This window comes from Leisingera sp. M523 (assembly GCF_025141335.1).
In the GTDB taxonomy this organism is placed as follows: domain Bacteria; phylum Pseudomonadota; class Alphaproteobacteria; order Rhodobacterales; family Rhodobacteraceae; genus Leisingera.
The window spans coordinates 2,193,028-2,207,280 of sequence record NZ_CP081036.1 but is presented as its reverse complement, the minus strand read 5'-3'; the positions used below and the strand labels follow the sequence as shown (position 1 = coordinate 2,207,280).

The following is a 14,253-nucleotide window of genomic DNA, read 5'->3' as shown; positions in this document are numbered from 1 at the left end:
TTTTGACCCGGGGGACTGCCGCACCTATATAGGCGGCACCTCGCGAGAAAGGCCAAACCCGTGCTTAGGTTCATACTCTCCTTCTTTGGTTCCATCTTCAGCACCCTCACCCTTGGGGTGGCGATGGTGGCGCTGACCATTGGCGCGGTGTTCTGGATCTACGGTCGCGATCTGCCAAGCCACGATTCTCTGGCGCAGTATCAGCCGCCGACCATCAGCCGGATTTATTCCGGCGAAGGCCACATGATCGACGAATTCGCCAAGGAGCGGCGCCTGTTCACGCCGTCGGCGGACATTCCGGATCTGGTGAAACAGGCCTTTATCTCGGCGGAGGACAAGAACTTTTACACTCATGCGGGCTATGACGCCCGCGGTATCGCAGCGGCAGCGGTTGAGGCGGTGCGCTCGCGCGGGGCGAATGTGCGCGGCGCTTCAACCATCACCCAGCAGGTGATGAAAAACTTCCTGCTGTCCGGCGACCGCCGTGCCGAGCGCAAGATCAAGGAGATCATCCTCGCCACACGGCTGGAGGAGACGCTTAATAAAGAACGGATCCTGGAGCTGTATCTGAACGAGATCTTCCTGGGCCAGAATTCCTATGGTGTGACGGCGGCGGCGCAGACCTATTTCAACAAAACGCTGGGGGAACTCGCCCCGCATGAGGCGGCAACGCTGGCTGCAATGCCCAAGGCGCCGTCGGATTACCACCCGGTACGGCAAAAGGAACGGCTGCTGGCGCGCCGCAACTACGTACTGCGGGAGATGCGCGAGAATGGTTATATCTCGCGGGATGTCTATGGCGTCGAAGTGGCGCAGCCGCTGCGTTCGGTGCAGAATGGCGATTTCGAGGGCTTCCGCACCGCGCTGCCGCCGCGCGACTACTTTACCGATGAAATCCGCCGCCAGCTGACCCAGGACTTTGGCGAGGGCGAATTTTTCACCGGCGGCTTTACCGTGCGTGCCACCATCGACCACGAAATGCAGGCCGAGGCGGCGCTGGCGATGCGCGGCGGTTTGCAAAAGTACGACCGCTCGCGCGGGAAATGGCGTGGCACCGGCGTGACACTGGAAGAGGTGCAGCTTGCGGATGAGGCCGGCTGGCGTGCCGCGCTGGCCAGTGCCGACGTGTCCCGGGACATTGAATTGGGCGGCAAATGGTATCCGGCCGTGGTGCTGGAGGTTGGTGATAAATCGCTGACCGTCGGTGTCGAAGACAATGAGGGCACGGGCACGGTGCCACGCTCTGACATCAAATGGATGCAAGGCAGCTTTGCCGCCAATTTCACCCGCGGCGATGTGGTGCTGGTGCGGGCCGAGGAAAAAGGCGGCACGTTCAGCCACTGGTCGCTGCGCCAGGTGCCGGAAGTGCAGGGCGGCTTTGTCGCTATGGACGTGAACACCGGCCGGGTTCTGGCAATGCAGGGCGGTTTCTCCTACCAGCATTCTGTGTTCAACCGCGCGACCCAGGCGCTGCGCCAGCCCGGCTCCAGCTTCAAGCCGTTTGTTTATGCGGCAGCACTCGACAGCGGCTACAGCCCGGCAACCATCGTTGTGGACGCCCCGATCGAGATCAACACGCCGCAGGGTCTGTGGCGGCCCAAGAACTCGTCGAACAAATTCTATGGCCCGACGCCTCTGCGGACGGGAATTGAGATGAGCCGGAACCTGATGACAATCCGCCTGGCGCAGGAGGTTGGGATGCCCGTTGTCGCGGGCTATGCGGAACGCTTTGGCGTTTATGACAATATGGGCGCCTTCCTGGCCAATTCGCTCGGGTCCGAGGAAACCACGTTGTACAAGATGGTCGCGGCCTATGCGATGTTTGCCAACGGCGGCGAGCGGGTGCAGCCCACATTGGTGGACCGGGTGCAGGACCGTTTCGGGCGCACCATTTACCGGCATGACGACCGCGACTGTGTCGAATGCGCAGACCCCGATCTGGCCCCTGGTCAGGCGCCGCGGATTGTTACCGACCGGGAACAGGTGATGGATCCGATCACAGCCTATCAGCTGACCTCGATGATGCGGGGCGTGGTGGACCGCGGCACCGCGTCGAGCGTGATCAACCTGCCGGTGCCCACTGCGGGCAAGACCGGCACCACTAATGATTCCCGCGATGTCTGGTTTGTCGGCTTCACTTCCAACATCGTGGCCGGCTGCTACATGGGCTTTGACCAGCCCCGCCCGATGGGCCGCGGTGCCTATGGCGGCACCATGTGCGGCCCGGTGTTCCAGCAGTTCATGAAAAAGGCCACCGAGAAGTTCGGCGGCGGCCCGTTCGACGTGCCGGAAGGCGGCCATTTCATCAAGATTGACCGCTATACCGGCGCACGGCTGCCCGATAATGCGTCAGGCGCCTATGTGGTGGCGGAGTATTTCCGCGACGGCGCCGAGCCGATCTTTGGCCTGACCTATGATGGCGGCTTTGCGATGGGGTCGAACCTGCCGTTGATCGAAGAGGTGCAGGAATCGGGACGCAAGGTGACCACCTCCAGCGGCGGTACCGCCGTGCTGGGGCCCAAGGCGACCTTTGGCACCATCAGTTCCGGCGGGCTTTACTGAAACAAAAGCGCTGCCTCGTGGCGCGCTGCAACCTGGCGCGCGGTGGCGCCATATGTTCCTGTGCTCCAGCGCAGATCGGGCATGATCCGGAACAGCTCCTCGCGCACCGGATCGTCCAGGGCTGAGACCGCTTGGGCGCCGGGATGAAAGCTTTCCGAGGGCGCGCCTTCGGCATAAATGATCTCGTGCTGGTCGAACAACAGGTGCACATAGGTGACAGTGCCGCCGGTTTCCTGGCGGACAGTGCTGCCGTTGACCAGATGCAGCGCCGGGACCAGAACCTCGTTTTCGTCAAACAGCAAAGTTGAAGCAGCGCCGCAAAACAGCATCCGGTGCTGTGGTGACACCAGCAGGTCGCGTTCAGCGCCGAAACACCCGGCCGGGATCCGCACCGGGGCCAGGTTGCCCGTTGCAGGCACCGTCGACTGACTGATCCAGCGCACCGGTTGCAAACCATTGTCGCGGGTGATCACCTGATCGCCCGGATGCAGCGTTTCGATGGCGCGCAGGCCTGCGGTGGTGGCTATTCTGGTTCCGGCTGCGAAGCAGATTATGTTCTCGATACCCGAGAAGCTGACCACACTGCCATCCAGCAGTGTAGCCGTGCCGGTCAGGCTGCCGCCGGTATTGTCGGTTATGTTCAGCGTGCCCTTGTCAAGCTGGCCGTTGAAATCCAGCGTGTCGCCGGTGGTTTGCCCGGTGTTGCCACCGGTGACGGTCATGTTGTTGCTGCCGCTGTCGCCGGTGTCGACTATGGTGAAATAATCGTCGCCGTCACCGCCCGAGGCTGTGTCGCCCTCACCGATGATCAGGCTGTCATCACCGGAACCACCGTCGATGGAGTCGGCTCCGGCGTTGCCTTCCAGTGTATCACTGCCGCCTTCACCCAGAAGGGTGTCGCTGCCGCTGCCGCCGGTCAGACTGTTGTCGCCTGCGGCCCCTTTGACCCAGATATCCGAGGTTCCGATGGACGCATTGAGCGTATCGTCACCGGAATGCAGGTAGTAGCGTTCGAACTCCGAGAAAGTGACGCTATCCCCGCCGACGGAGAAAGAGCCTGCTTCATCACCCGTGAAGGTGATGTTTATACCGGTGCCGTCGCCATAGAGCTCCAGCATGTCGCCGGAGGTTTCATCGGTTTCGCCGCCCACCAGGGTTTCGCCATCAGGATTTGCCCAAACTGCAACCCAGTCGTCCCCGCCTTCGCCATAGAAGGTATCGTTACCCTCGTCCGTGTCATAGAGGTCGTTGCCATCCCCGCCATAGACAAGGTCATCTCCGGTTCCCGCCCAAAGCGTGTCGTTGCCGCTGCCGCCGTAAAGCGTATCATTTCCCGCGCCGCCGGAGATTGTGTCGCTTCCCCCCTGGCCATAGATCAGATCATCGCCGCCGCCGCCGGAAATACTGTCATCACCATCAGCGGGGTCCTCCGGCGGCACCGTGAATGTGATGTTCGAGATCGTGTAGTCGGACCCGTCGGTGCCATCGGTTTGCAGGTTGGCCGACAAGACCAGTTGGTCAAAGGCGCCATAACCGTTGATGTCGACGGTCCCTGTACCGGTCCCGGCCACATCTTCGGTAAAATCCCCCTGGGCGACCAGGACGCCGTCCTTATAGATCGCCCAATGGCCTTCTTCGCCGTTGCCATCAGTAAACAAGTGCTTGAAGGTGAAGCTGGCGTCGGTTGTATCCTGATCGAAGTCGACGATCAGCTCTTCGGAAATGCCTGATGCTTTGTCATATCCAATCTGCGCGTCAACGCCGCTGTCGGAGTCAGAGATGGCCCCGGCAACGCCAAATGCACCATCGTAATAGTCGATATTGGCCGCATTGGCAGTGCCCGACAAATCCCTGGCCGTAACTGTGAAACCGCTGCTGGTGTCAGTAACGTTGGAGTCATCGATGCTTTCCTGGGAATCTGCCAGCCCGGCCTCAGAACTGCTGTCGCCATAGATCGTGTCATCGCCTGCGCCGCCTTCCAGGCTGTCATCGCCGTCTCCGCCGAACACCATGTCGTTGTCTGCACCGGCGTTGACGGTATCATTGCCTGCGCCGGCCTCAACCGTGTCCTGATTGCCCGAGGCGCCGCCGCCGCTTCCATTGTCGATCTGATCGCCATCGCTGTCGGTGTAGCTGCTGTCGATGTTATCTGCGCCGCTGGAGCCCTCGACCGGGCCGTCGGTGTCTGTATAGGCGGGCGGACTGTCGGCGCTGGCCGAGCTGAAGGTGTCTGGCGGGCCCAGATCCGGCACAAAGTAAACGTTGCCGTCAGCGCCGAGATAATAAACGCCGCTTTCGACTTCATTGGTGTAAGGCGTGCCGCCGTGGGAGCCGGTCCAGCTCCAATTGCCGGCGCCCAGGTTCTGGTCCGTGGTAAAGGAGGAATAGGTGGACGTGATCGTATCGCCGTGATCGAGCGATCCGTCTCCAAGCTGGACAAGATACCCGCTGGGCATGGTCCCAATTCCTCAAATTCGCAGCGGGCAGGCTGCTCGCGCGTTCCAGATCCCAAAGTCAAGCAGGCCGCGTTAATTTCGCGTATTTCCGGCTTTGGAAAACGCGCGGCATTTTAGTTGGTTTTTCCGCAGCGACCGGCGGTCCGGGGCAGGGTCTGGCCGCTTGCCCGCGGCGCAAGTGTGGTTTATCACACAAGCCTGATCTTAGATTGCAAGGACCTCCCATGCGCGCGGAAACCCAGAACATCGTGGCGGATATCGAGAAATCGCTGGAGCTGCTGGCCCAGCGGTTGAATTGGGAAACCGCTGAATTCCGCCTGGAGGAATTCAACGCGCGGGTTGAGGATCCGAACCTGTGGGACGATCCCGACGCGGCCCAGAAGCTGATGCGCGAACGCCAGGCGCTGGTGGATGCGATCAATACCTACAAGGGCATCAAACAGGATCTCTCTGACAATATCGAGCTGATCGAGCTGGGCGAGATGGAAGAGGATGAGGAAGTCATCAAGGATGCCGAAGCCGCGCTGAGCGCGCTGAAGGACAAGGCTGCCGAGAAGGAACTGGAAGCGCTGCTGGACGGCGAGGCCGATGCCAATGACACCTTCCTGGAAATCAATGCAGGCGCGGGCGGCACCGAAAGCTGCGACTGGGCCTCGATGCTGGCGCGGATGTATGTCCGCTGGGCCGAGAAAAAGGGTTACAAGGTCGAGCTGCAATCCGAAAGCGCAGGCGACGAGGCGGGCATCAAATCCGCCGCCTACAAGATTTCCGGCCACAACGCCTATGGCTGGCTGAAATCCGAGAGCGGCGTGCACCGGCTGGTGCGGATCTCGCCTTATGACTCGGCGGCCAAGCGGCACACGTCGTTCAGCTCGGTCTGGGTTTATCCGGTGGTGGACGACAATATCGAGATCGACGTGAACCCTTCTGATATCCGGGTCGATACCTACCGGTCCTCAGGCGCAGGCGGCCAGCACGTGAACACCACAGACTCGGCGGTGCGGATCACCCACATCCCAACCGGCATCGTGGTGACCTCTTCGGAAAAATCGCAGCACCAGAACCGCGACATCGCCATGAAGGCGCTGAAATCGCGCCTGTATCAGCAGGAGCTGGACCGCCGCAACGAGGCGATCAACGCCGCCCACGAGGCCAAAGGCGATGCGGGCTGGGGCAACCAGATCCGGTCCTATGTGCTGCAGCCCTATCAGATGGTGAAGGACCTGCGCACCAGCCACGAGACCTCGGATACCAAGGGTGTTCTGGATGGCGATCTGGACGGGTTTATGGGCGCAACGCTGGCGATGAATGTCGCTGGCAAAAGCCGCTCGGAGGCGCAGGGCGAGGACTAACCAGGCGTCGCGCTGCAAACGGCGCGCCAGCCGCAGAATGACAGAGCCTCAGGGTGCCCACCCCGAGGCTCTTTTTCCGTGCGCGTTCATTTTATTGTCAACTTATGATACACTAAACCTTGGGGGGTCCGGGCATTGTTTCCGGTAGTGAAACCCCGTTTTAACAATTTCAGCTATTTAACGAGGAGGACTTTGCCATGGCCACGGTAGAGTTGAATCTGACCTTTGACGGTGAAACCGCGATCCCCCGGCTTGAAGGTCAAAGTGAGGCCGAATGGTTCGACCGGTTCATGAACACCTACAATGTCTTTGAGGGGAACCCGGACAACCGCCTTGTGTCGAACCTTGATCTTACTGGCGAGGATTGGACAGCCAAGATCGTCCGGTTTGGAAATGCCGCCGAGGACAACCTGACGACGATCACTGATATGGACAGCGGTGCAGGCCGCCGGATTGATTATCTGGAGGTTGGTTTCAATTCTGTGGTGGAACTGGACTCGACCCGCATACGCCAGATCAACGGCTGGGACGGGGAAAAACACGAGGTCAAACTGGGCAACAATCAGGATGGCAGCACGTTCTCCATCTTTCTGTTTGCCGAGGAAAACATCGTCACCACTGGCAATGCCTTTGTGTTCAACATCCAAACCGGGCTGGACAGCAGCGATGCGGATCGGGCTAAGGGAGATGTGATCACCATCGGGACCGGCTGGGCCGGCACAGTTCGAACCGGCATAGGTGACGACAAGGTCGTGGTCCGCAAGGGGGGCGTTGAATATGTCAGCACATCGGGCGGCGACGACACCGTGGTGATTGGCAAACATGGCGCTGGCATCGTCCGTACCGGGGATGGCAAGGACAGTGTCCGCACCGGCAAGGAGTGGGTTGAGCTGATCTCAACCGGCGACGGCAAGGATATGGTCGAAATCGGCTCGGGCGGCGCTGGCATGGTTCGGCTGGGAGGAGGAAGGGACGTCGTGAAAGTCTCGGAGACGGATCCCGGTTTCGGACTGAACATCAAAGGCGGCGGCGGCAGAGACACTGTTGATTTCTCGAATTTCGCAACCGGTGTGCGGTTCTCGCTCGACTCGGGTGGCGCCTGGCAGAACCCGGGAGCGCCGGGCGGCGATTTGAATGCGGAGGGCGCCGGGTTCTTTCAGGAAACCAGCATCGAAAACCTGACCGGCACCTCGAAAGGCGACAGGCTGACGGGGGATGGCGGGGCCAATCTGCTTGCCGGCAAGGGCGGCAATGACCGGCTGTTTGGTTTGGCTGGCGGTGATACGCTGAACGGCGGCGGCGGTGCGGACAGGCTGAACGGCGGCGGCGGCGCGGACACGTTGAACGGTGGCGGCGGCAATGACACGCTGAAGGGCGGCGGCGGCGCCGACACATTTGTATTTGCACCAGGCAGCGGCGATGATCTGGTCAGGGACTTCATGGATGGCACCGATATCCTGCAAATCAGGGGGCACAGTGGCGGCATTGGCAGCCTTGTTATCGAGGATGACGGCGGCGACCGTCTGATCACCCATGATGGCGGAACCATCCGGCTGGACGGCGAGGCCGGGCTTGTCCTGACCGCTGATGACTTCATGTTTGTCTGACTGCAAACTGAATTTTCCGGGACAGAAGGCGGACCGTAAGGCCCGTCTTTGTTCTGCACGGGATCCGGGTGGGACCTGACAGGCCAGGCCGGAGCGCTGATCCCGCAGGGTAATTGGTAATATGTATCCGGAAGGCATTTTTTAACACCCGGATCGCGGCTAGGCTGGCAAAAACACCAAATGGGAGGACAGACCGCGATGACCACCGAAAAGCCCTTTGGGGTGCCGCCGCTACGGCCGATTTCGACGCAGATGCTGTTGGAGGCACTGCGCCGGGGCTGGGCGGACTTCCGGGCGAAACCTGTTTACGGGCTGTTTTTTGCGGGCTTTTATGTGCTGGCAGGCTGGGCCATGGCCTGGACCACGGTTCGGACCGGCACCACTTTTTGGCTGGTTCTTGCAGCGATCGGCTTTCCGCTGATCGGTCCGTTTGCAGCGGTGGGCCTGTATGAGGTCTCGCACCGCCTTGAGCAGGGCAGAGGGATAGCGGTTGGCAGGATCTTGGGTGTGGTTTTGCAGCAAAGCCGCCGTCAGCTGCCGTCTATCTGCGCCATCATCATTGTGGTGTTCCTGTTCTGGTTTTTCCTTGGCCATATGATTTTCGCTCTGTTCATGGGCCATGCCACAATGACCAATATCTCCAGTTCAGCCGAGGTTTTTCTGACCGTTAACGGGCTGACCATGCTGGCCGTCGGCACCGCCGTCGGCGCGCTGTTTGCGTTGCTGCTTTACATGATCACGGTGATTTCACTGCCGCTGCTGTTGGACCGCGAGGTGGATTTTGTCACCGCGATGATCACGAGTTTCCAATATGTGCAGCAGAATTTTCTGGTGATGATGATCTGGGCCGGTCTGATTGCTACCGTAACCTTTGCCGCGCTGCTGCCGTGGTTCCTGGGGCTGTTTGTGGTGCTGCCGCTGCTCGGTCACGCCACCTGGCACATCTACCGCCAGGCTGCTGCTGAATAGGGTCAGCAGAAAGGCTGGCCGGTGTGCAGCAGCCGCTGGTGAAAGGGCAGCAGCTCTGCTTCATTGGCGAACCCTGCGCTGCGGGCAGCGGCCAGCACCTGTTTGGTGTCCCGGCCAAGATGTTCATAGACCATTCGCGTCACCCGTTCGCCGGTTTCGTTTTCCCGGACGGTGCGGGCGACGTAGCCGGACCAGAAGTTGTTCTCGAGCGAGGCCACCCGGGCCAGGTAGTTGAAGGAATAGGTCATGGCATTTCGGCGGGCGATGACAAAGGCGACACCGTCCTCGTGGCCGCTGATGTAGCCGCGGAATTCGCGGACGCCGGGACTGTCGGGCAGGCCCTGGCTGCGCATCGCCTCCTTGGCTTCAAAACCCTTTATGTATGTCACGCCTGCGTCGCGGAAGACATAGACCAGGCCAATGACGAATTTGTCGTCATTGATGAAACTGCGGCGGGTGAAGCGGTAGAATCCGGACGGGAAGAATTCTTCCCTCAGCTGCAGCACGCCGCGGCCCAGGAAATCGGCGAGAAAGGCGCCGTTGATGACCTGGCCGGTTTTTGACAGTTTTTCCACCGGGTCGAGCAGAATGCGGGCATCCACTTCGAAAAACTGGCAGATGCGGTCCAGCACATCCGGGCGCGGAAAGCTTTCGCCGGACAGGTACCGGTTGAATTGGGTCCGGTTGATCCCCAGCTGCCGCGACAGTTCCGAAATCGACGGATATTGCCGCGACAATTGACGCAAATTGGCGCCAAACATGTTCCTCAGGTCGGCAGGGGATCGGGTATGGCTGGTCATCATTGCCTCTGATGGCGTAGTTGGTTGCGGTATTTTAGCACTATCTGACAACGCCTTATGCGGGAAATCGGCTGAGGGCTGCGCAGCGCTGATCCTGTTTGACGTCATTGCTGTTGCTAGTTCACGTCACAAGGCTAGTCAAGCCGACACAAAATGCAATAGTCCAGCGCGTATTTTACCATGTTGGCGTCACCTCAATTGTTCCAGAATTGGAATGCGGCAATGCGAGGACTGGTATGATTGGAGTTATTTTATGGAGTGATGAATCCCTGAACAAAGCCGTTATTTGGTGCGATGATCAGGGTGACCTTGCTTTCTACACAAAAAAGGCAAGTGAAGACTTCCATGAACTGAATCCAGGCGATTGGGTTGAGTTTGAGTTAACTTTGAGCGGCAATTGCAGGATTGCGGAAAATCTTGCGGTATTGCTTGAACAGGGCAGCCCGGGCCTGGCGGACCGGCTGTGTGCGGCAGCGGGTCGCGGCGCCGAAGCGGCGGGTGCCGGGCCGGAAAACGGAACTATTGTTCCCTTTCCGCAGCAATCTGTGAAAAAGCGGCGCGTTGCGGCGCCGCTTCATGTAAGCCGGGGCTGATACTGCCGGCCCGTCCGCGAGCCGGCTGCAGGGTCAATTTCCTCGCAGCAGCGCAGCGACCCCGGTACGGGCAATCTCGGACAGGCCAAGCGGGCGCATCAGATCGGCAAAGGCGTCGATCTTCTCCGGCGCGCCGGTGATCTCGAAAACAAAGCTGTTCAGCGTGCTGTCAACCACATTGGCGCGGAAGATATCGGCCAGCCGCAGCGCCTCGACGCGTTTTTCGCCTTCACCGGCGACCTTGAGGATCGCCAGCTCGCGCTCTACGGCCACGCCTTCGACGGTCAGGTCATGCACGTCGCGCACCGAAACGATCCGTCCCAGCTGGGCCTTGATCTGCTCAATCACCTGCGGGGTGCCGGTGGTGACGATGGTGATGCGCGATAGATGGCCGGTATGATCCACTTCGGCCACGGTCAGGCTTTCAATGTTGTAACCGCGGCCCGAGAACAGCCCGATGACACGGGCGAGAACACCGGGTTCGTTTTCCACTAGAACCGCAATTGTGTGCCGTTCCTGCACATCCGAAAACGTCGGGCGCAGGTTGTAGGCGGAATGGCGGGTGGAGCCTTTATTAATATGCAGGGCAGACATGTCGTGCCTTTCTCTCGTATGTCGCTGCCAGGAAAATTCGAATTTTCCTGGCAAATTTCTTCGAAGAAATTTGCGGCGCTGCCGCGTTACACCAGCACTGCGCCGCCGGCCTGGATAACGCCTTGCGTATCGGCCTCGCCCAGCAGCATCTCATTATGCGCCTTGCCTGACGGGATCATCGGGAAGCAGTTCTCGTGCTTTTCCACCAGGCAATCAAAGATCACCGGCCCGTCGTATTCGATCATTTCCATGATCGCATCATCCAGGTCCTTGGGATCGCTGACACAGATACCTTTGGCGCCGAAAGCCTCGGCGAGTTTCACAAAATCGGGCAGCGATTCCGACCAGCTGTGCGAGTAGCGCTCGCCGTGCAGAAGTTCCTGCCACTGGCGCACCATGCCCAGGCGTTCGTTGTTGAGGATGAACTGTTTCACCGGCAGGCGGAACTGCATCGCAGTGCCCATCTCCTGCATGTTCATCAGCCAGGAGGCTTCGCCCGCGACGTTGATCACCAGCGCGTCCGGATGCGCCATCTGGGCGCCGATCGAGGCCGGAAAACCATAGCCCATGGTGCCAAGCCCGCCCGAGGTCATCCAGCGGTTCGGATCCTCGAAATTCAGGTATTGCGCCGCCCACATCTGGTGCTGACCGACCTCGGTGGTGATGTAGCGGTCATGGCCCTTGGTCAGTTCTTCCAGGCGCTGCAGCGCATATTGCGGCTTGATGGTCTTGTCCGAGTTCTTGAAGTTCAGGCAGTTCACCGCGCGCCATTCGTCGATCTGCTTGTGCCATTTGGCCAGCGCCTCGCGGTTCACCTTGCGGCCGCGCGACTTCCAGACCTTCAGGATGTCTTCCAGAACATGCGCCACATCGCCCACGATCGGGATATCGACCCGGATCACCTTGTTGATCGAGGAGGGATCGATATCGATATGCGCCTTCTTCGATTTCGGGCTGAAGGCGTCGATCTTGCCGGTGATGCGGTCGTCAAAGCGGGCGCCGATGTTGATCATCAGGTCGCAGCCGTGCATCGCCATGTTGGCCTCATACAGCCCGTGCATGCCCAGCATCCCCAGCCAGTTCTTGCCGGAGGCCGGATAGGCGCCCAGCCCCATCAGGGTTGAGGTCACCGGAATGCCGGTGCCGTCAATCAGCTCGCGCAGCAATTGGCTGGCGGCATTGCCGGAGTTGATCACGCCGCCGCCGGTATAGAACACCGGGCGTTTAGCGGTCTCAAGGGCTGCGACCAGTTCGGTGATCTCTTCCATGTCGCCTTTGACTTGCGGCTGGTAATGGGAGGCGGCTGGTTTCGGCCCGTTATAGGTACCGTTTGCAAACTGCACGTCTTTGGGAATGTCGACCAGAACCGGGCCCGGACGGCCCGAGGTAGCGACATGAAAGGCCTCATGCAGGGTGCCGGCCAGCGCATTGGTGTCCTTGACCAGCCAGTTGTGCTTGGTGCAAGGGCGGGTGATGCCGACGGTATCGGCTTCCTGGAAGGCGTCCGAGCCGATCATGAAGGTCGGCACCTGGCCGGTGAGAACCACCAGCGGGATGGAATCCAGCAACGCATCGGTCAGACCGGTCACCGCATTGGTGGCGCCGGGACCAGAGGTCACCAGCACAACGCCGGGTTTGCCGGTGGAGCGGGCATAGCCTTCGGCGGCGTGCACCGCGCCCTGTTCGTGGCGCACCAGCACGTGGCGGATGTCATTTTGCAGAAAGATCTCGTCATAGATCGGCAGCACGGCGCCGCCTGGGTATCCGAAGACTACATCCACACCCTGATCCTTCAGGGCTTGGACAACCATCTTTGCGCCGGTCATTTCACGTGTCATCTGCTTTTTGCTCCAATTGGCGGCATCGTCCGTTACGCATAAAAAAAGCCCCCGATTTCAAGTCGGAGGCGCATGGGTTCGATTATGGTTTACCGTTACCGGCCCATGCGCTTGGTTCCTACGATTACGACTAGGGTGGTCACGGCCACAGGCTCCTTTTTGCGTTGCGGGCGACATTATGGGCGCTGGACAGGGGCGTCAACCGCCAAAGGTATCAAAAAAGCGCCGTGCGGGGACATTTTCTTGCTTGAACCCCGGGGTGCAGCGACATTTCCGCGAAGGCAGAGGGGGGCGGTGATGCGGAATCGTTCAAAACCGGCACGCCGGTGTCCCGTTTTTGCAAGATCAGCAGATTTTCCACGGGCAAGCTCAACTCAAAAGAGCACACAGGGAAGGATGCAAAAATGGTTCAACTTTCTGATCTGATCGACTTGGGGCGGTATCCGATCGACCGGCCCGGCTCCGAAGCTTATGCGCGGCTGATTGCGGATCTGCAGCGCGACCTGGGGGCGGATGGCTGTGCGGTGCTGCCGGGATTCGTGCATCAGGACGGAATTGCCAGACTGGCAGCTGAGGCCGATGCGGTGGCGGAGACCGGCCACAAATCCTTCAGCCGTACCAATGCTTATTTCAGCAAGGACGACACCGCACTGCCGCAGAGCCACCCGGTGCGCCAATTCTATGACCGCTCCAACGCCTTTATTCCGGCGGATAACTTTGGATCGGACAGCCCGCTGCGGGCGATTTATGAGTTTTCCGGTTTCATGCCTTTCATCCGCACCGCCCTGGGGGAGCCAGAGGACCGGTTCTTCCGCTATGACGATCCGCTGGCCGATGTGATCATCAACATGGTCGAGGAGGGACAGGGCTTTCCCTGGCATTTCGACACCAACAATTACACGGTGACACTGGTGATCCAGAACGGCGAGGCGGGCGGCGATTTCGAATATGCCCCGATGCTGCGCACCCCCGCGGATGAGAATTATGACGGCGTGGCGCGGGTGCTGGCGGGCGGCTCGCCGCTGGTGCGCAAACTGGTGCTGCAGCCCGGCGACCTGCAGATTTTCCGCGGCCGCTATTCACTGCACCGGGTCGCCCCTGTCGAGGGCCCGCGCAGGCGCTATGTCGGTATCTTCTCTTTTGTCGAAAAAGAAGGCATGTGCGGCGGGGTTGAGCGCACCAAACAGCTTTATGGCCGGGTGCTGCCGCGGCATTACGAACGTGAAGGCCTGCGCGCCGACGCGTTGCGGGATTGATTGCTGCTTTACCCTTTGGCGGCAAGGACACCTTGATCCCAAGGGGATCCGCAGTTTGAGCGCGATAGGCAGCCGCCTGTTCCGCACATACATGGTGCCGTTCCAATACGCCAAGCGTTTCTATTGGCAGCTGCAGCAGAATTTCAAGGATCAGCGGCGTTCCCGCCACCGGCAGGAGCGGGAACGGGCAAGCCTTCGAAGGGTTCCTGCACCGAAAACCGGCCAT

Annotated in this window: 10 protein-coding genes; 6 read left to right on the top strand and 4 right to left on the bottom strand. The window is 60.1% G+C overall.

Annotated features, from left to right (window positions below; translation table 11 throughout):
• The first annotated feature begins 60 nt into the window (after positions 1-60).
• On the top strand, positions 61-2,562 hold the full coding sequence (locus tag K3557_RS10860) for a penicillin-binding protein 1A (RefSeq protein WP_259993841.1): 2,502 nt from the start codon (positions 61-63) through the stop codon (positions 2,560-2,562).
• Here the strand turns inward: K3557_RS10860 and K3557_RS20470 are convergent.
• Positions 2,556-5,018: a Hint domain-containing protein gene (locus K3557_RS20470; RefSeq protein WP_311198469.1), complete on the bottom strand. Its 2,463-nt coding sequence runs from the start codon at positions 5,016-5,018 to the stop codon at positions 2,556-2,558. The two genes, K3557_RS10860 and K3557_RS20470, sit on opposite strands and share 7 nt — an antisense overlap.
• Before the next feature lie 224 nt (positions 5,019-5,242).
• On the opposite strand from K3557_RS20470, the gene prfB reads away from it, so the two are divergent.
• From prfB to K3557_RS10830, 3 genes are all read left to right on the top strand, one after another.
• On the top strand, positions 5,243-6,370 hold the full coding sequence (gene prfB, locus K3557_RS10840) for a peptide chain release factor 2 (protein ID WP_129370475.1): 1,128 nt from the start codon (positions 5,243-5,245) through the stop codon (positions 6,368-6,370).
• A gap of 197 nt (positions 6,371-6,567) precedes the next feature.
• On the top strand, positions 6,568-7,977 hold the full coding sequence (locus K3557_RS10835) for a hypothetical protein (protein WP_259993839.1): 1,410 nt from the start codon (positions 6,568-6,570) through the stop codon (positions 7,975-7,977).
• 198 nt (positions 7,978-8,175) lie between these two features.
• On the top strand, positions 8,176-8,946 hold the full coding sequence (locus K3557_RS10830; RefSeq protein WP_259999611.1) for a DUF2189 domain-containing protein: 771 nt from the start codon (positions 8,176-8,178) through the stop codon (positions 8,944-8,946).
• 2 nt (positions 8,947-8,948) lie between these two features.
• Here the strand turns inward: K3557_RS10830 and K3557_RS10825 are convergent, their stop codons facing one another.
• Positions 8,949-9,707, bottom strand: a complete 759-nt coding sequence (locus K3557_RS10825; protein ID WP_259993837.1) for a helix-turn-helix domain-containing protein — start codon at positions 9,705-9,707, stop codon at positions 8,949-8,951.
• A 275-nt stretch (positions 9,708-9,982) separates the two neighbouring features.
• Between K3557_RS10825 and K3557_RS10820 the strand changes: the two genes are divergently transcribed.
• Positions 9,983-10,339, top strand: coding sequence for a cold shock domain-containing protein (locus K3557_RS10820; protein WP_259993836.1), 357 nt, complete (start codon positions 9,983-9,985; stop codon positions 10,337-10,339).
• A gap of 33 nt (positions 10,340-10,372) precedes the next feature.
• On the opposite strand, the gene ilvN is transcribed toward K3557_RS10820, so the two are convergent.
• Both ilvN and K3557_RS10810 read right to left on the bottom strand, forming a co-directional pair.
• Entirely contained in the window at positions 10,373-10,933 is a 561-nt protein-coding gene (gene ilvN, locus K3557_RS10815) for an acetolactate synthase small subunit (protein WP_259993833.1), read from the bottom strand.
• Positions 10,934-11,019: 86 nt separating this feature from the next.
• A complete protein-coding gene (locus K3557_RS10810; protein ID WP_259993831.1) occupies positions 11,020-12,771 on the bottom strand; it encodes an acetolactate synthase 3 large subunit in 1,752 nt (583 codons plus the stop codon).
• Between the two features lie 404 nt (positions 12,772-13,175).
• Here K3557_RS10810 and K3557_RS10805 point away from each other — a divergent pair, with 404 nt between their 5' ends.
• A complete protein-coding gene (locus K3557_RS10805; RefSeq protein WP_259993829.1) occupies positions 13,176-14,027 on the top strand; it encodes a hypothetical protein in 852 nt (283 codons plus the stop codon).
• Positions 14,028-14,253 lie beyond the last annotated feature (226 nt).